12 protein-coding genes and 1 tRNA gene are annotated in these 18,808 nt (G+C 70.3%); 12 read left to right on the top strand and 1 reads right to left on the bottom strand.

Annotated elements, in window-relative coordinates; translation table 11 throughout:
• Positions 1 to 21 precede the first annotated feature (21 nt).
• From ACVFI9_RS11270 to ACVFI9_RS11230, 9 genes are all read left to right on the top strand, one after another.
• Positions 22 to 252, top strand: coding sequence for a DUF6704 family protein (locus ACVFI9_RS11270; protein WP_474762319.1), 231 nt, complete (start codon positions 22 to 24; stop codon positions 250 to 252).
• Positions 253 to 255: 3 nt separating this feature from the next.
• The gene (gene trpC / locus ACVFI9_RS11265) at positions 256 to 1,026 is read left to right on the top strand and encodes an indole-3-glycerol phosphate synthase TrpC (protein WP_474762318.1); all 771 of its coding nucleotides are present in this window, start codon (positions 256 to 258) and stop codon (positions 1,024 to 1,026) included.
• Between the two features lies 1 nt (position 1,027).
• The gene (gene trpB / locus ACVFI9_RS11260) at positions 1,028 to 2,236 is read left to right on the top strand and encodes a tryptophan synthase subunit beta (RefSeq protein WP_474762317.1); all 1,209 of its coding nucleotides are present in this window, start codon (positions 1,028 to 1,030) and stop codon (positions 2,234 to 2,236) included.
• Positions 2,233 to 3,018, top strand: coding sequence for a tryptophan synthase subunit alpha (gene trpA, locus ACVFI9_RS11255; RefSeq protein WP_474762316.1), 786 nt, complete (start codon positions 2,233 to 2,235; stop codon positions 3,016 to 3,018). The genes trpB and trpA overlap by 4 nt, the downstream gene beginning before the upstream one ends.
• A gap of 59 nt (positions 3,019 to 3,077) precedes the next feature.
• The gene (gene lgt / locus ACVFI9_RS11250; RefSeq protein ID WP_474762315.1) at positions 3,078 to 4,094 is read left to right on the top strand and encodes a prolipoprotein diacylglyceryl transferase; all 1,017 of its coding nucleotides are present in this window, start codon (positions 3,078 to 3,080) and stop codon (positions 4,092 to 4,094) included.
• Between the two features lie 163 nt (positions 4,095 to 4,257).
• A complete protein-coding gene (gltB, locus tag ACVFI9_RS11245; protein ID WP_474766240.1) occupies positions 4,258 to 8,781 on the top strand; it encodes a glutamate synthase large subunit in 4,524 nt (1,507 codons plus the stop codon).
• A 114-nt stretch (positions 8,782 to 8,895) separates the two neighbouring features.
• Positions 8,896 to 10,353 carry a glutamate synthase subunit beta gene (locus ACVFI9_RS11240; RefSeq protein WP_474762314.1) on the top strand — a complete coding sequence of 486 codons (1,458 nt, stop codon included), beginning with the start codon at positions 8,896 to 8,898 and terminating at the stop codon, positions 10,351 to 10,353.
• 67 nt (positions 10,354 to 10,420) lie between these two features.
• Positions 10,421 to 11,836, top strand: a complete 1,416-nt coding sequence (gene pyk / locus ACVFI9_RS11235) for a pyruvate kinase (RefSeq protein WP_474762313.1) — start codon at positions 10,421 to 10,423, stop codon at positions 11,834 to 11,836.
• 31 nt (positions 11,837 to 11,867) lie between these two features.
• Complete coding sequence (locus ACVFI9_RS11230) at positions 11,868 to 12,839, top strand: CapA family protein (protein ID WP_474762312.1); 972 nt, start codon at positions 11,868 to 11,870, stop codon at positions 12,837 to 12,839.
• 10 nt (positions 12,840 to 12,849) lie between these two features.
• Here the strand turns inward: ACVFI9_RS11230 and ACVFI9_RS11225 are convergent.
• A tRNA-Leu gene (locus ACVFI9_RS11225) sits at positions 12,850 to 12,932 on the bottom strand.
• Between the two features lie 36 nt (positions 12,933 to 12,968).
• Here ACVFI9_RS11225 and ACVFI9_RS11220 point away from each other — a divergent pair.
• The 3 genes from ACVFI9_RS11220 to polA all read left to right on the top strand — a co-directional run bounded on the left by ACVFI9_RS11220 (position 12,969) and on the right by polA (position 18,800).
• Positions 12,969 to 13,574, top strand: a complete 606-nt coding sequence (locus tag ACVFI9_RS11220) for an ANTAR domain-containing response regulator (protein ID WP_474762311.1) — start codon at positions 12,969 to 12,971, stop codon at positions 13,572 to 13,574.
• A 92-nt stretch (positions 13,575 to 13,666) separates the two neighbouring features.
• Entirely contained in the window at positions 13,667 to 16,006 is a 2,340-nt protein-coding gene (gene ppsA / locus ACVFI9_RS11215) for a phosphoenolpyruvate synthase (RefSeq protein ID WP_474762310.1), read from the top strand.
• An 88-nt stretch (positions 16,007 to 16,094) separates the two neighbouring features.
• Entirely contained in the window at positions 16,095 to 18,800 is a 2,706-nt protein-coding gene (gene polA / locus ACVFI9_RS11210; RefSeq protein WP_474762309.1) for a DNA polymerase I, read from the top strand.
• Positions 18,801 to 18,808: the final 8 nt, after the last annotated feature.

The following is an 18,808-nucleotide window of genomic DNA, read 5'->3' as shown; positions in this document are numbered from 1 at the left end:
CCCCGTCACGAAGGAGCACCAATGAGCACTGAGACCGCTGATCCCGGCCACGGACACTCGCCCGCGGCGTGGACCGCCGTCACGATCATGCTCATCGCCATCACCATCGGAACGGTGGCCTTCTTCCTCGACGTGCAGTGGCTCGTCTGGGCGTGCGCCGCACTGCTCGTCGTCGGCCTCCTCGTCGGTTGGATCCTCGCCCGCGCGGGCTACGGGGTCGGCGGCGACAAGGTCACGCCGAAGGCGCACTGACGCGTGCTCTCCGAGCTCACGGCGAACGCGGTCGCCGACGCTGAGGCGCGCCGTGCGGCGCGCCCGCTCGTCGACGTCGAACGCGAGGCCCTCCTGCGGCAGCCCGCGCTCGACGCGCTCGAGGCCCTGCGGCCCGGCGAGCGCGTCAAGGTCATCGCCGAGATCAAGCGGTCGAGCCCCTCGCGCGGTGCGCTGGCGCCCATCGTCGACCCGGCCGCGCTCGCGCGCAGCTACGAGCTGGGCGGTGCGAGCGCCATCAGCGTGCTCACCGAGGGACGCCGGTTCGGCGGCTCGCTCGCCGACCTCGAGTCGGTCCGCGCCGCCGTGGCGCTGCCGGTGCTGCGCAAGGACTTCATCTCGACGCCGTACCAGGTGTTCGAGGCGCGCGCGGCGGGCGCCGACCTCGTGCTCCTCATCGTCGCCGCGCTCGACGACGCGACCCTGCGCGAGCTGTTCGACCTCATCGTCGACCTCGGCATGACCCCGCTCGTCGAGACCCACTCCGCCGAGGAGCTCGACCGCGCGGCCGCCCTGGGTGCGCAGCTCATCGGCGTGAACGCCCGCGACCTGTCGACGTTCGAGCTCGACCGCGACCTCTTCGGTCGGCTCGCCGACCGATTCCCCGACGGGGCCATCCGCGTCGCCGAGTCGGCCGTGCAGTCGGCCGCCGACGTCGCCCACTATCGCGCGGCCGGCGCCGACGTCGTCCTCGTGGGCGAGGCGCTCGTCACGGGCGACCCCGTAGCCAATCTCCGAGCATTCCTGGCGGTGTGACATGGCGCTCAGAGCGCAGACCGGTCCGTACTTCGGCGACTTCGGCGGGCGATTCGTGCCCGAATCCCTCGTCGCCGCCCTCGACGAGCTGAGCGAGGCCTACACGCTCGCGAAGCTCGATCCCGCCTTCGGCGCCGAGCTCGCCGAGCTCGGGCGCAGCTACACGGGGCGCCCGTCGATCATCACCGAGGTGCCCCGGTTCGCCGAGCACGCCGGCGGTGCACGCGTCATCCTGAAGCGCGAAGACCTGAACCACACCGGCTCGCACAAGATCAACAACGTGCTCGGGCAGGCGCTGCTCACCAAGCGCATCGGCAAGCATCGCGTCATCGCCGAGACGGGCGCCGGCCAGCACGGCGTCGCCACGGCGACCGCCGCGGCCCTCTTCGGCCTCGAGTGCACCATCTACATGGGCGAGGTCGACACCGAGCGTCAAGCCCTCAACGTCGCCCGCATGCGACTGCTCGGCGCCGACGTCGTGGCCGTCACGGCCGGGTCGCGCACGCTGAAGGACGCCATCAACGAGGCGATGCGCGACTGGGTCACGAACGTCGAGACCACCAACTACATCTTCGGCACCGTCGCGGGGCCGCACCCGTTCCCCGAGATGGTGCGCGACTTCCAGAAGATCATCGGCGAGGAGGCGCGTCAGCAGGTGCTCGACCTCACGGGCGCCCTGCCCACCGCCGTCACCGCCTGCGTCGGCGGCGGCTCCAACGCGATCGGCATCTTCCACGCGTTCCTCGACGACGCCGACGTCGCCCTCTACGGCTTCGAGGCCGGCGGAGAGGGCGTCGACACCGAGCGGCACGCGGCGACCATCACGATGGGGCGCCCGGGAGTGCTGCACGGCGCGCGCAGCTACCTCCTGCAGGACGAAGACGGCCAGACCGTCGAGTCGCACTCGATCTCGGCCGGACTCGACTACCCGGGCGTCGGTCCCGAGCACTCCTGGCTCGCGGCCCTCGGCCGCGCCCACTATCGCCCCGTGACGGATGCCGCGGCCATGAACGCCCTGCGGCTGCTCTCGCGCACCGAGGGCATCATCCCCGCCATCGAGTCGGCGCACGCGCTGGCAGGCACGATCGACCTCGGCCGCGAACTCGGCCCAGAGGCCACGATCCTCGTGAACCTCTCCGGGCGCGGCGACAAGGACATGGACACGGCCGCGAAGTACTTCGAGCTCTACGACGAGGAGAACCCGAGTTGAGAACCGTGGGACCCGTCATCCGGCGCCGCAACGACGAGGCGAACGGCGCGCTCATCGGCTACCTCCCCGTCGGGTTCCCGACGCTCGACGAGAGCGTCGAGGCGGCCGTCGCGCTCGTCGAGAACGGCGTCGACGTGCTCGAGCTCGGCCTGCCGTACTCCGACCCCGTCATGGACGGCCCCGTCATCCAGGCGGCGACCCAGCAGGCCCTCGCGAACGGCTTCCGGCTCGCCGACGGCTTCGAGGCGGTTCGCCGGGTCACCGAGCGCACGGATGCCCCGGTGCTGATCATGACCTACTGGAACCCCGTCGTGCAGTACGGCGTCGACCGCTTCGCCGACGACCTCGCCGCGGCGGGCGGGGCCGGGCTGATCACGCCCGACCTCATCCCCGACGAGGGGGCCCAGTGGATCGCGGCCTCCGAGCGCACCGGACTCGACCGGGTGTTCCTCGCCGCGCCGACCTCGACCGACGAGCGCATCCGCCAGGCCGTCGAGGCGAGCCGCGGCTTCGTGTACGCCGTCTCCACGATGGGCATCACGGGCGCGCGCAGCGACGTCGACCAGGCCGCACGCACGCTCGTCGGCCGCCTGAAGGAGGCCGGGGCGCCGGCCAGCTGCGTCGGCCTCGGCATCTCCACCGCGGCGCAGGTCGCCGAGGTGCTCGAGTACGCCGACGGCGCCATCGTGGGCTCCGCGCTCGTCAAGGCCCTCGCCGATGGCGGTGTCCAGGCGGCCGGCGCGCTCGCGGCCGAACTGGCGCGCGGCACGCGGTCCGAGTGAAGTACGCTGACTGAGGCCCAAGCGGGCCGACGGTCTCCCGACGAAAGGCAGCAGCCCGAGTGATCGCTCCGCTCAGCATCCCGAGCCCCGACCCCGAGTGGCAGGTCTGGGAAGTCAACCTCTTCGGCTTGCAGCTGAACATCCACACGTACGCGCTGTGCATCCTGCTCGGCATCATCCTCGCGGTGATGATCACCTCGCGCCGGCTCACCAGGCGAGGCGCCGAGCCGGGCGTCGTGCTCGACATCGCGCTCTGGGCGGTGCCGCTCGGCATCATCGGTGCCCGCATCTTCCACGTGCTCACCCACCCCGACGACTACTTCTACGAGGGGGCCAACGTCTGGAATCCGTTCCAGCCCGGCGCGATCTGGAACATCTGGGAGGGCGGCAACGCCATCTACGGCTCGCTCATCGGCGGCGCCGTCGGCGTCTGGATCGGCTGCCGCATGACGGGCATCCGCTTCTGGTCGTTCGCCGACGCGCTCGCGCCCGGCCTGCTCGTCGCCCAGGCCGCCGGTCGCCTCGGCAACTGGTTCAACCACGAGCTCTACGGCGCGCCCACCGACCTGCCGTGGGGTCTCGAGATCCCGTTCGACAACCCGACGTTCCCCGCCGGACTCCCCGAGGGCACGCTCTTCCACCCGACGTTCCTCTACGAGATCATCTGGAACCTCGCCGGCGCCGCGCTCATCATCCTCCTCGAGCGCAGGATCAACCTCCGCTGGGGCAAGGCGCTCGCGGTCTACCTCATCTGGTACGGTGTCGGCCGCTCGTTCTTCGAGTCCATCCGCGTCGACCCGAGCGAGATGTTCCTCGGCATCCGCTCGAACGTCTGGGCCTCGTTCGCCGCCATCCTGCTGGGCATCGTCATCTTCGTGGTGCAGCGCCGCAGGCACACCGGCGACGAGCCGAGCCCGTACGTTCCCGGACGTGAATGGAAGGGGCCCGACGCTGAGGTAGACTCAGTCGATACCGAGTCCGACTCCGACTCCGACTCTCTCGACGACGGCGTCGAGGGTGAGAACACCGCAGGCAAGACGGCAGCCACAAGCTCGAGCCGGTCGACCTCTTCGTAGGGCCTCGATCGCACGTTCTCCGACGCGACGCCGCACCATGCGTCGTGACTTCCCTTCCTAGGGCCGACGACGTCCCCCGCTGACACCTAGTTGATGAGGACGGTCCCACGTGTCGCTCACTCCTCCCTTCTCGCGGTTCGGTCTCGTTCCCGACGCGCAGGGCATGTACGACCCTGCCGCAGAGAAGGACGCCTGCGGCCTCGCGATGGTCGCCACCCTGCGAGGCACGGCGGGTCACGACATCATCACGTCCGCGCTGGACGCGCTCCGTCACCTCGAGCACCGCGGCGCGGTGGGCTCCGACGCGGGCACGGGCGACGGGGCCGGCATCATCACCCAGGTGCCCGACGGGTTCCTCCGCGCCGTCGCGTCCTTCCCGCTGCCCGAGGCCGGGTCGTACGCGGTCGGCAACGCGTTCCTCCCCGTCGACCCGACCGCCAGGTCGAGCGTCAAGCGCCGGGTGGGCGAACTCGCGGCATCCGAGGGGCTCGAGGTCATCGGATGGCGCGAGGTGCCCGTGCGGCCCGACGAGCTCGGCACGCTCGCCCGCGCCGCCATGCCCGCGGTGCAGCAGCTGTTCGTGCAGTCGGTCGCCAGCACGTCCGAGGGCGAGCGCCTCGAGGGCATCGCGCTCGACCGGCTCGCGTTCCGGTTCCGCAAGCGCGCCGAACGCGAACTCGACCTCTACTTCGCGTCGCTCTCGTGCCGCACCCTCGTCTACAAGGGCATGGTCACGACGCTGCAGCTCGAGCCGTTCTACCCCGACCTCTCCGACGAGCGGTTCGCGTCGAAGCTCGCCCTCGTGCACTCGCGGTACTCGACCAACACCTTCCCGTCGTGGCCGCTCGCGCAGCCGTTCCGGATGATCGCGCACAACGGCGAGATCAACACCATCCAGGGCAACCGCAACTGGATGCGTGCGCGGCAGTCGCAGCTCGAGTCGGAGGTGCTCGGGGACCTCTCGCCGATCCTGCCCATCGTCACACCAGGCGCGAGCGACTCGGCCTCCTTCGACGAGGTCGTCGAGCTGCTCACCCTCGCCGGGCGCAGCCTGCCGCACGCGGTCATGATGATGGTGCCGGAGGCGTGGGAGAACCAGACCGAGATCGACCCGGAACGCCGGGCGTTCTACGAGTACCACTCCATGCTCATGGAGCCGTGGGACGGCCCGGCCGCCATCGTTTTCACCGACGGCACGCTCGTCGGCGCGACCCTCGACCGCAACGGACTGCGTCCCGGCCGCTACCTCGTCACCGACGACGGGCTCGTGGTGCTCGCGAGCGAGATCGGCGTGCTCGACATCGAGCCGAGCCGCATCGTGCGCAAGGGCCGGCTGCAGCCGGGCCGCATGTTCCTCGTCGACACCGAGGCGGGTCGCCTCATCGAGGACGACGAGATCAAGGCGCAGCTCGCGGCATCCGAACCATGGGGCGACTGGCTCGAAGAGGGCCGCATCCGCCTCGCCGACCTTCCCGAGCGCGAGCACATCGTGCATCCGCCGGCCTCGGTGAACCGTCGCCAGCGCACCTTCGGGTACACCGAGGAAGAGGTGCGGATCCTCCTCGCGCCCATGGCGAAGACCGGGCAGGAGCCGCTCGGCGCCATGGGCTCCGACACGCCGGTGGCGGTGCTCTCGAAGCGGCCGCGGCTGCTCTTCGACTACTTCACGCAGCAGTTCGCGCAGGTGACCAACCCGCCGCTCGACTCGATCCGCGAGCAGGTCGTGACCTCGCTCGGCTCGTCGGTCGGCCCCGAGCGCAACCTGCTCTCCGCGGGGCCCGAGCACGCGCGCCAGGTGTCGTTGTCGTTCCCCGTGATCGACAACGACGAGCTCGCGAAGATCGTGCACATCGACCCGGCACCCGGCCGACGCACGACCGTGACCATCCGCGGGCTGTACCGGTTCGACGAAGGACCGAACGCGATGCGCGACCGCCTCGCGGCCATCTGCCGCGAGGTCGACGAGGCCATCGAGGAGGGCGCCGCCTTCATCGTGCTGAGCGACCGCGACTCCAACAAGGACCTCGCGCCGATCCCGTCGCTGCTCATGCTGTCGACCGTGCACCACCACCTCATCCGCGCCGAGAACCGGATGAAGGCGGGTCTCATCGTCGAGGCCGGCGACGTCCGCGAGGTGCACCACGTGGCGCTCCTCGTCGGCTACGGCGCCGCGGCCGTCAACCCGTACCTCGCCATGGAGACGTGCGAGGAGCTCGTGCGTTCGGGCGTCATCACCGGCCTCACCCCCGAAGACGCCGTGCACAACGTCATCAAGGCGCTCGGCAAGGGCGTGCTGAAGATCATGTCGAAGATGGGGGTCTCGACCATCGCGTCGTACGCCGGCGCCCAGGCGTTCGAGGCCATCGGGCTCGCGCAGGACTTCGTCGACGAGTACTTCACCGGCACGACCTCCAAGCTCGGCGGGGTCGGGCTCGACGTCATCGCCGCCGAGAACCTGCACCGGCACACCTCGGCCTACCCTGAGGACGTCGCCGTGCGGGCGCACGAGCGCCTCGAGACCGGCGGCGAGTACCAGTGGCGCCGCGACGGCTCGCCGCACCTCTTCAACCCCGAGACCGTGTTCCGCCTGCAGCACTCGACGCGCAACCGCCGCTACGACGTGTTCCGCGAGTACACGTCGCTCGTGGACTCGCAGGCCGAGCAGCTGATGACCCTCCGCGGCATGTTCGCGCTTCGCACGGGCACACGTGCGCCGGTGCCGATCGACGAGGTCGAGTCGGTCGAGTCCATCGTGAAGCGCTTCTCGACGGGCGCGATGAGCTACGGCTCGATCTCGAAGGAGGCGCACGAGTCGCTCGCCATCGCGATGAACCGGCTCGGCGCGAAGTCGAACACGGGCGAGGGCGGCGAGGACCTCGACCGGCTCCTCGATCCCGAGCGCCGCAGTGCCATCAAGCAGGTGGCCTCAGGACGGTTCGGCGTGACGAGCATGTACCTCACGCACGCCGACGACATCCAGATCAAGCTCGCCCAGGGCGCCAAGCCCGGCGAGGGCGGTCAGCTGCCGCCCGCGAAGGTGTACCCGTGGGTCGCCCGCACACGCCACGCGACCGCCGGCGTCGGCCTCATCTCGCCGCCGCCGCACCACGACATCTACTCGATCGAAGACCTGAAGCAGCTCATCTTCGACCTGAAGCGCGCCAACCCGAAGGCCCGCATCCACGTGAAGCTGGTGAGCCAGTCGGGCATCGGCGCGGTCGCGGCCGGCACCGCGAAGGCGCTCGCCGACGTCATCCTCGTCTCCGGCCACGACGGCGGAACCGGCGCGAGCCCGCTCAACTCGCTGAAGCACGCGGGTACGCCGTGGGAGCTCGGCCTCGCCGAGACGCAGCAGACGCTCATGCTCAACGGCATGCGCGACCGGGTCGTCGTGCAGGTCGACGGCCAGCTGAAGACGGGTCGCGACGTGGTCATCGGTGCGCTGCTCGGTGCCGAGGAGTTCGGCTTCGCCACGGCACCGCTCGTCGTACAGGGCTGCGTGATGATGCGCGTCTGCCACCTCGACACGTGCCCGGTCGGCGTCGCCACGCAGAACCCCGAGCTGCGCAAGCGGTTCTCCGGCAAGCCCGAGTTCGTCGTGAACTTCTTCGAGTTCATCGCGCAGGAGGTGCGCGAGCACCTCGCCGCGCTCGGATTCCGGTCGATCGACGAGATCGTCGGCCGCCGGGAGCTCCTCGACGTCGACCGCGCCATCGAGCACTGGAAAGCCTCGGGCCTCGACCTGTCGCCCGTGCTCATCGGCCCCGACTTCGGCGAATCGGAGCCGCGCCGCAACTTCCGCGCGCAGGACCACGAGCTCGACGAGCACTTCGACAACGAGCTCATCCGGCGCAGTCGCATCGTGATCGAGGAGGGCGGCCGCGTCGAGATCGCGCTGCCCATCAAGAACACCGAGCGCGCCGTCGGCACCATGCTCGGCCACGAGGTCACCGTGCATCGTGGCGAGCACGGACTGCCGCCGGGATCGATCGACATCACCCTCAACGGATCCGCCGGTCAGTCGTTCGGCGCGTTCCTGCCGAGCGGCATCACGCTGCGACTCGAGGGCGACTCGAACGATTACGTCGGCAAGGGCCTGTCGGGCGGCCAGATCGTGGTGCGGCCGCCGCGTGACAGCGGGTTCGTCGCCGAGCGCAACGTCATCGCCGGCAACGTCATCGGCTACGGCGCCACGCGAGGCAGCATGTTCATCCGCGGCATCGTGGGCGAGCGATTCCTCGTGCGCAACTCGGGTGCGACCGCCGTCGTCGAAGGCGTCGGCGACCACGCGCTCGAGTACATGACCGGCGGCCTCGCGCTCATCCTCGGCGCGACCGGTCGCAACCTCGGCGCCGGGATGTCGGGCGGCACGGCATACGTGCTCGACCTCCGCGAAGGTCGCGTCAACCGGGAGTCGCTCAACGCCGGCGAGCTCGAACTGCTGCCGCTCGGCAGCGCCGATCGCGAGATCGTGCGCGACCTGCTCGAGCAGCACCTCGAGACCACCGACTCGTCGGTCGCAGCCGTGCTCCTCGCCGAGGGCGACGCGGCGCTCGACCGCTTCACCAAGGTGCTGCCGCGCGACTACGCCGCAGTGCTCCGTACCCGCCAGAGCGCGGTCGACGAGGGGCTCGACCCCGACGGCGACGTGGTCTGGACAAGAATCCTGGAGGTGACGGGTGGCTGACATGACGGTGGTCTGGACTCGAGCTGTGCCCATGGACTGCGTGGAGGTGACGGGTGGCTGACACGACGGTGGTCTGGACTCGAGCTGTGCCCATGGACTGCGTGGAGGTGACGGGTGGCTGACCCCAAGGGCTTTCTGAAGGTCACCGAGCGAGAGCTGCCCAAGCGGCGGCCGGTGCCCGTGCGCATCATGGACTGGAAAGAGGTCTACGAGCAGGGCGACCCGGCGCAGCTGCGCCGCCAGGCCGGCCGGTGCATGGACTGCGGCATCCCGTTCTGCCATCAGGGCTGCCCGCTCGGAAACCTCATTCCCGAGTGGAACGACCTCATGTGGCGCGGCGAGGGTCGCGCCGCCATCGAGCGCCTGCATGCGACGAACAACTTCCCCGAGTTCACCGGACGGCTGTGCCCGGCTCCGTGCGAGTCGGCGTGCGTCCTCGGCATCAACCAGCCCGCCGTGACCATCAAGCAGGTCGAGGTCTCGATCATCGACCAGGCGTGGGGCAACGGCTGGGTCCAGCCGCAGCCGCCCGGGCGCCTCACCGGCAAGACGGTGGCCGTGGTCGGTTCCGGACCCGCAGGCCTCGCCGCCGCCCAGCAGCTCACCCGTGCGGGTCACACCGTCGCGGTCTACGAGCGCGACGACCGCATCGGCGGCCTGCTGCGCTACGGCATCCCCGACTTCAAGATGGAGAAGAAGCACCTCGACCAGCGCCTCGCGCAGATGACGGCAGAGGGCACGCGCTTCCGGGCCGGGGTCGAGATCGGCGTCGACATCTCATGGGAGCAGCTGCGCGAGCGCTACGACGCCGTCGTCATCGCGACGGGTGCGATGGTGCCGCGCGACCTGCCGATCCCCGGACGAGACCTGCCCGGCGTGCACTTCGCCATGGAGTACCTGACGCAGTCGAACCACGCCGTCGCGGGCGATCCCGTCTTCGACCAGATCACGGCCGAGGGCAAGCACGTCGTCGTCCTCGGCGGCGGCGACACGGGCGCCGACTGCATCGGCACGGCCCACCGCCAGGGCGCGCTGTCGGTGACGAACCTCGCGATCGGCAAGGAGCCGAGCGCCACGCGCCCGCCCGAGCAGCCGTGGCCGATGCATCCGACCATCTTCGAGGTGCAGAGCGCCCACGAGGAGGGCGGCAACCGCCAGTACCTCGCGTCGACAGTCGAGTTCCTCGCGAACGAGGTCGGCGAGGTTCGCGCCATCCGGCTCGCCGAGACCGAGTACCTCGACGGCCGCCGGGTGCCGAAGGCCGGCACCGAGCGCGAGATCCCGGCCGACCTGGTGCTGCTCGCGCTGGGCTTCACCGGCCCCGAGACCCGCAGCCTCGACGAGCAGTTGCAGCTGCCGATCACCGATCGCGGCAACATCGAGCGCGACGCGGACTACGAGACCTCGCAGTCGGGCGTCTTCGTCGCCGGCGACGCCGGACGCGGGCAGTCGCTCATCGTGTGGGCGATCGCCGAGGGCAGGGCTGCGGCATCCGCCGTCGACCGGTACCTTGAAGGCGAAACCGAACTCCCGCACCCGATCCCGGCGAACGCGCGGGCATTCTCCATCTGATCCCGGCGCCCGACGGCGCCCCTCCACCACCCCGCGCCACGGCGCAGAAATCGGGAGAACACACCACATGAGACGTGCGAAGATCGTGGCCACCCTCGGGCCGGCGACGTCGAGCTACGAGCAGATCCGCGCGATCATCGATGCGGGCGTCGACGTCGCGAGGATGAACCTCAGCCACGGCACGTACGACGTGCACGAGGGCGTCTACCAGAACATCCGGAAGGCCGCGAACGACTCCGGACGCGCGGTCGCCGTGCTCGTCGACCTCCAGGGGCCGAAGATCCGCCTCGGGAAGTTCGCCGACGGCCCCTACGAGCTCGCCGAGGGCGACATCTTCAAGATCACGACGGAAGACATCGTGGGCAGCAAGGAGATCGTCAGCACGACGTTCAAGGGCCTGCCGAACGACGTCGAGCCCGGCGACCACCTCCTGATCGACGACGGCAAGGTGCGGGTCGAGGTCGTCGAGGTCGACGCCAAGGTCGTCACGACCCGAGTCATCGTCGCCGGACCCGTGTCGAACAACAAGGGCATCAACCTGCCGGGCGTGGCCGTGAACGTGCCCGCGCTCTCGGAGAAGGACGAGGCCGACCTGCGCTGGGGCCTCGAGCTCGGCGCCGACCTCATCGCGCTCTCGTTCGTGCGCAACGCCAACGACATCGAGCGCGTGCACGACATCATGGAGGAGGAGGGCCGGCGCGTACCGGTCATCGCCAAGATCGAGAAGCCGCAGGCCGTCGAGGCGCTCGAGGGCATCATCGAAGCGTTCGACGGCATCATGGTCGCCCGCGGCGACCTCGGCGTCGAGCTGCCGCTCGAGGCCGTGCCGATCGTGCAGAAGCGCGCCGTCGAGATCGCCCGTCGCCTCGCCAAGCCGGTGATCGTGGCGACGCAGATGCTCGAGTCGATGATCCACAACCCGGTGCCGACCCGCGCCGAGACCTCGGACGTCGCGAACGCCGTGCTCGACGGCGCCGACGCCGTGATGCTCTCCGGCGAGACGAGCGTGGGGGAGTACCCCGTCGTCACGGTCGAGACGATGGCCCGCATCGTCGAGTCCACCGAGCGGCACGGTCTCGAGCGCATCCCGCCGCTCGGCACCAAGCCGCGCACGCAGGCCGGCGCCATCACGCTCGCGGCCGTCGAGGTGGCCGACTTCGTGCAGGCGAAGTACCTGTGCGTCTTCACCGAGACGGGCGAATCGGTCAGGCGGATGTCCCGAATCCGCTCGGTCATCCCGATCCTCGCATTCACGCCGTACCCGGCGATCCGGCGACGCATGGCGCTGAACTGGGGCGTCGAGTCGTTCGTCGTCGCCCGGGTCACCCACACCGACCAGATGGTCGGACAGGTCGACGAGGTGCTGGCCAAGACCGGCATGGCCGAGGCGGGCGAGAAGGTCGTCATCATCTCGGGTTCCCCTCCCGGAATCCCCGGCACCACCAACGACGTGCGCGTGCACGTCGTCGGCGAGGTGCTGTAGGAGCGTCCCCGGCCCCGGCGGAGAAGGATCAATGGAGATCGCCTTCGTCGGTGACGTGATGCTCGGCCGGCTGGTGGCGGAGGAACTCCGCCGGCGGCCGGTCGAGTATCCGTGGGGCGACACGCTGCCGCTGCTGCGCGGTGCCGACGTGCTCGTGGGCAACCTCGAGTGCGTGATCGCCCAAGACGGGCGACCGTGGCCAGGCAAGACGTTCCACTTCCGTGCCGATCCTCGTGCCGTGGAGAGCCTCGAGGCGGCGGGCTTCGCGCTCGTGTCGGTGGCGAACAACCACGTGCTGGACTTCGGCACGGATGCGGCACTCGAATCGCTCGAGACGCTCGCCGCGCGCGGCATCCGCTTCGCCGGTGCCGGGCCGGATGCCGCCGCAGCGCGCCGCTCGGCGGTCCTCCGCCGCGCCGACCTCACGATCGCCATGCTCGCCTTCACCGACAACGAACCCGGATGGGAGGCGGACGTCGACCGGCCCGGCGTGCGCCACCTGCCGGTCGTTCTCGGCGACGCCCGGGCTCGTGCGCTGCTCGACGACGTCGCCCGTGAACGGGAGGATGCCGACCTCGTCATCGTGTCGGCGCACTGGGGCGGCAACTGGGGCGTCGAGGTGCCGCGCAGCCACCGGCGGTTCGGGCGCGCGCTCGTGGATGCGGGCGCCGACGTGGTGTTCGGGCACTCGCCGCATATCGTGCGCGGCGTGGAGGTGTACCGCGGCCGGCCGATCCTGTACGGCACCGGCGACTTCGTCGACGACTACGCCGTGGATCCCGTCGAGCGCAACGATCGCGCGTTCGTGTTCGTGCTGCACACCGACGGCGCGCTGCCGATCGAGTTGCGACTGCATCCGACGGAGATCGTCGACTTCCAGGTTCGCCGCGCCGGCCGGCAGGCCGCCGAGATCGCCCGTGAGATGGCACGGCGATGCGCCGCGCTCGGCACCCGTGCGCTCTGGGAGGACAGCGACGGATGCCTCGTCATCGACCTCGCGTGATTCGTCTCGGTGCCGGTGGTGGGGGTCGAACCCACACGCCCTTTCGGGCAAAGCATTTTGAGTGCTCCGCGTCTGCCATTCCGCCACACCGGCCAGGGGGCTCGCTCAGAATACCGTAGGCTTTCCTGCGTGACTGACAGCGAACAGACCCAGCCGGCGCCGCGCCGCGTCGTCGTGGCGGAGGATGAGTCGCTCATCCGCCTCGACATCGTCGAGATCCTCCGCGACAACGGCTTCGAGGTCGTCGGCGAGGCCGGCGACGGTGAGACCGCGGTCGCGCTCGCGACCGAGCTGCGCCCCGACCTCGTCATCATGGACGTGAAGATGCCGCAGCTCGACGGCATCTCGGCGGCTGAGCGCCTCTCGAAGGGCCACATCGCCCCGGTCGTGCTCCTCACGGCGTTCAGTCAGAAGGAACTCGTCGAACGTGCCAGCGAGGCTGGTGCCCTCGCCTACGTGGTGAAGCCGTTCACCCCCAACGACCTGCTGCCCGCGATCGAGATCGCCCTCGCCCGGCACGCCCAGATCATCGCGCTCGAGGCCGAGGTCGGCGACCTCGTCGAGCGGTTCGAGACCCGCAAGCTCGTCGACCGGGCGAAGGGCCTGCTCAACGAGAAGATGGGCCTCACCGAGCCCGAGGCGTTCCGCTGGATCCAGAAGGCGTCGATGGACCGCCGCCTCACGATGAAGGACGTCTCGCAGGCGATCATCGAGCAGCTCGCTCCGAAGAAGTAGGACCTCCGTCCCTTGCCCGCCGGGCACGTCATGGGAATGATGTGATGGTGTCCGGGTGATGCGCCCGGCGACGGTCGGGTCCGGGGGAGCACATGGCGGAGATCACGCGGTCCACACTCGTCAGCCGGTTCGAGGAACTGCGTCTCGGCGACGCGGCCTCCGTCGGCGGCAAGGGCGCCAATCTCGGCGAGATGACGTCGGCCGGCCTGCCGATCCCTCCCGGGTTCGTCGTCACGGCCGAGGCATATCTCGAGGCGATCGACCACGCGGGCATCCGACAGCAGTTGCTCGACGGGTTCCGAGAGGCCGCCGCCGCGGCCGACGACCCCGGAAAGCTCGCGAGCGCCGCGGCGGCCCTGCGCGAGGCGGTGCGCGGCGTGCCGATTCCCGGTGACGTGCGTGCGGCCATCCTGGGCGAGTACCACCGCCTCGGCGAGCACCTCCCGGTCGCCGTGCGATCATCGGCCACGTCGGAGGACGCGGAGGGCACGTCATTCGCGGGCATGCACGACACCTACAACAACGTCGTCGGCGATGAGGCCGTGCTCGCGCGGCTCCGCGAATGCTGGGCCTCCCTGTACGGCGATCGCGTGATCTCCTACCGGGCGAGCCAGGGCATGGGCGAGGAGCCCGTGCTCGCCGTCGTCGTGCAGACCCAGGTCATCTCCGACCGCTCCGGCGTCATGTTCACGATCGACCCCTCAACGGGCGCCCGCGACCACCTCGTCATCGAGGCGGCGCTCGGCCTCGGCGAAGTAGTGGTTTCCGGCGCCGTCGAACCCGACACGTACCTCGTCGCGAAGGACGGGCCGCGACTGATCTCGGCGCGCGTGGGCCGGCAGACGCATCGGCTCGTGGCCGACGACGACGGCACGGTTCGCCGCGAGGATCTCGAGTCCGCGCGCGCCGACGCCCGCGTGCTCACCGATGCGGAGGTGCTCGAGGTGGCGGCGCTCGGCCTCCGCGTCGAGGCGCACTACGGCCAGCCGCAGGACACCGAGTGGGCGTATTCGGGCGGGCGGCTCTACATGCTGCAGTCGCGCCCGGTCACGACGCTCGGTGGCGGACCGCTCGCGGCCGCAGACGCCGAAGGCGGGGAGTCCGGGAGCCAGCCGGCGGGCACCGTGCTGCTGCGCGGCCTCGCCGCGGCCCCCGGCCGAGTCACGGGTCGCGTCCGGATCCTGCAGAGCCCGAGCGAGGGCGCGTCGCTGCAGAACGGCGAGATCCTGGTCGCGCCGATGACGAACCCCGATTGGGTGCCGACCATGCGCCGGGCCGCGGCGGTCGTCACCGACGGCGGCGGCATGACCTGCCACGCCGCGATCGTCGCCCGCGAGCTCGGGGTGCCCGCCATCGTCGGCGCCCGCACGGCGACCACCCTGCTCCGCGATGACGAGCTCGTCACGGTCGACGGCGCGAAGGGCGAGATCATCGAGGGGGCGGATGCCGCGGCATCCGCCCAGCCCGCCGCACCGGCGGTCGCCTCGACCGTCACGGCACCGGGCGCCCCCGAGCCGCTCGCGACGAAGCTGTACGTCAACCTCGCCATCGCCGAGCGCGCCGAGGACACCGCCGCGCTCGACGTCGACGGCGTCGGGCTCCTGCGCGCCGAGTTCATGATCACGGATGCGCTCGGCGGCATGCATCCCCGCGAGATGCTCGCCCGCGGTCAGCGCGAGGAGTTCATCCGCCGCATGACCGAGTCGCTGCTCTCGGTGACGCGGGCGTTCGGGAGCCGTCCGGTCGTCTACCGCACCATCGACTTCCGCAGCAACGAGTTCCGCGGACTCGAGGGCGGCGAACGGTTCGAACCGCAGGAGAACAACCCGATGATCGGCTATCGGGGCGCGTTCCGCTACGTCAAGGAACCCGAGCTGTTCACCCTCGAGCTCGAACTCCTCGCCCGGGTGCGCGAGGAGACCCCGAACCTGCACGTCATGCTGCCGTTCGTGCGCACCAGGTGGGAGCTCGAGGCGTGCCTCGAGCTCATCGACGCGAGCCCGCTGGGTCGTCAGCGTGGACTCAAGCGCTGGGTGATGGCCGAGGTGCCGTCGATCGTCTACCGCATCCCCGAGTATGCGGCCATGGGCATCGACGGGGTCTCGATCGGCTCGAACGACCTCACCCAGCTCATGCTCGGGGTCGACCGCGACTCCGAGGTCTGCGCGGAGCTGTTCGACGAGTCGGATGCCGCGGTGCTCGACGCGATCGAGCGCATCATCACGGCGTGCCGGTCGGCGGGCATCACCTCCTCGCTCTGCGGGCAGGCGCCGTCGAACGACCCGGCGTTCGCCGAGCACCTGGTGCGCTACGGCATCGACTCGATCTCGGTGAACCCCGACGTCGCCGACCGCACGCGGCGGGTCGTGGCTGCGGCGGAGCGGCGCATCCTGCTCGAGGCGGCACGCGGGGGCGTCGGCGCGCGCGGCTGAACCCGGTGACGGATGCCCCGAGGCATCCGACGATCGCGGCCCTCGGCGCCGGACGATCGGTGTCCGTGGCCGCTTGTAGTCTTGGTGGGTGCCGGACGCAGACAAGCCCACCCTCCTCGTGATCGACGGCCATTCCCTGGCCTTCCGAGCCTTCTACGCACTACCCGTCGACAGCTTCTCCACGCGCGACGGGCAGCACACGAACGCCATCCACGGGTTCCTCTCGATGCTGCTGCTGCTCCTGCAGAACGAGAAGCCCACGCACCTCGCGGTGGCGTTCGACAAGTCGCGCGTCTCGTTCCGCACGCGGGAGTACGCCGAGTACAAGGGCAATCGCAGCGAGACGCCGCCCGAGTTCAAGGGTCAGGTGCCGCTCCTGCAGGACGCACTGCGGGCCATGCACATCCGCACGCTCGAGGTCGACGACTTCGAGGCCGACGACATCCTCGCGACCCTCGCGAAGCGGGGGCAGGCCGAGGGCTACCGGGTGCTCCTCGTCTCGGGCGATCGTGACACCATCCAGCTCGTGAACGACGACGTCACGCTCCTCTACCCCAACACGCAGGGCGTCTCGCAGTTGAAGCGCTACGACGTCGATGCCGTCATGGAGCGCTACGGCATCCGCCCGGAGCAGTACCCCGACGTCGCCGCACTCGTCGGCGAGACGAGCGACAACCTCACGGGCATCACCAAGGTCGGCGAGAAGACCGCCGTCAAGTGGCTCGGCCTCTACGGCGACCTCGACGGCATCATCGCGCACGCCGACGAGATCAAGGGCGTGGTCGGGCAGAACCTGCGCGACCAGAAGGAGCACGCGATCCGCAACCGGCGGCTCAACAAGCTCGTCACCGACGTCGACCTCGAGGTGGAGCTCGACGAATTCCGCGCGCAGCCGATCGACCTCGAGTCGGTTCGGCCCATCTTCGAGCGGCTCGAGTTCCGAACCCTCATGGAGCGGCTGACGAAGCTCGCGGCGGGCGAGCCCGCGACCAACGGTGCTCCGGCCGGCGCGTCGCGCGCGCCGGCGACGGCGCTGCCCGCCGAGCCCGCCGCGGTCGCGCTCGTCGCGCCGACCCCGTCGCGCCTCGATGGCGAGGAGCTCGGCGCCTGGCTCGAGCGCGCGAAGGCCGCGGAGCCCGCGGGGCTGGGTCTCAGCCTCGAGGTGTTCGGCGGCCGCGTCGTCGGCGCCGGCATCGCCACGTCGAGCGAGACCGTGCATCTCGTGTGGAAGACGGGCCGCGCCGAGCTCGCACCGTTCGAGGCGTGGCTCGCGAGCGATGCGCCGAAGATCATGACCGACGCGAAGTCGCAGGTGAAGGCGCTCAGCCGGTCGGGGCTCGCTTTCGACGGGCTCGTCGTCGACACGCTCATCGCGGGATGGCTGGTGCGCCCGAACCTCACTGAGAAGACCCTCGCCGACCTCGTGACCTTCCACCTGGGCGAGACCGTGCCCCAGGCCGATCCGACGCAGCTCCTTCCCGAGGAGGGCACCGATTCGGGTGCCCCCGAGTACGCGTGGTACTCCCTCCGGCTCGCACCGGTGGTGCTCCGGGGCCTCAGCGAGGGTTCGCGCCGGCTGCTCGCCGAGATCGAGATGCCGCTCCTCCCGGTGCTCGCCGCGATGGAGCTGCGCGGCGTCACCGTCGACCACGACGAGCTCGCCGCGTTGTCGTCGGAACTCGGCGATCGCGCGGCGGGGCTCGCGGCATCCGCCTACGCCGAGATCGGCCGCGAGGTGAACCTCGGCTCGCCGAAGCAGCTGCAGGAGGTGCTGTTCGACCAGCTGGGCATGCCCAAGACGCGTGCGACGAAGACCGGCTACACCACCGACGCGAGCGCACTGGCCGACCTGCAGGAGTCGAATCCGCACCCGTTCCTCGGGTTCCTGCTCGAGCACCGAGACGTCACGAAGCTGCGGCAGATCGTCGAGTCGCTCGACAAGTCGATCGGCGCCGACGGGCGCATCCGCACGACGTACTGGCAGATCGGCGCCGCCACCGGGCGGATGTCCTCGAACGACCCGAACCTGCAGAACATCCCCATCCGCACCGAAGACGGTCGCCGCATCCGCAAGGCGTTCCGTCACGGGCCCGAGTTCGCCGAGCTGCTCACGGCCGACTACTCGCAGATCGAGATGCGCATCATGGCGCACCTCTCGGGCGACCCGGGCCTCATCGAGGCGTTCAATGCCGGCGAAGACCTGCACCGGTTCGTCGGCGCCCGGGTGTTCGGCGTCGACCCGGCCGACGTGACGCCGCTCATGCGCACGAAGGTCAAGGCCATGTCGTACGGTCTCGCCTACGGCCTCAGCGCCTTCGGCCTCTCGAAGCAGCTGCGCATCGAACGCGCCGAGGCGACCCAGCTCATGCGCGAGTACTTCCAGCGCTTCGGCGCCGTTCGCGACTACCTGCGCGGCGTCGTCGAGCAGGCGAAGATCGACGGGTACACCGAGACGATCTTCGGCCGGCGCCGGCCGTTCCCCGACCTCGCGAGTCCCAACCGGGTGCTTCGCGAGAACGCCGAACGGGCGGCGCTCAACTCGCCGATCCAGGGGTCCGCCGCCGACATCATGAAGATCGCGATGGCGAACGTCGAGGCGGCGATCGCCGGCGAGGGGCTCCAGAGCCGCATGCTCATGACCGTCCACGACGAACTCATCTTCGAGGTGGCGCCGGGCGAGTCCGACGCGCTCGAGGCGATCGTTCGAGACCGCATGGCGCATGCGGCCGACCTCCTCGTGCCGCTCGACGTGCAGCTCGGGCGCGGCGCCGACTGGGACGACGCGGCGCACTGACGACGCGG

Source organism: Agromyces sp. NSFZ (assembly GCF_056156205.1).
The sequence above is the reverse complement of the archived record's forward strand: the minus strand, read 5'-3'. Positions and strand labels throughout refer to the sequence as shown.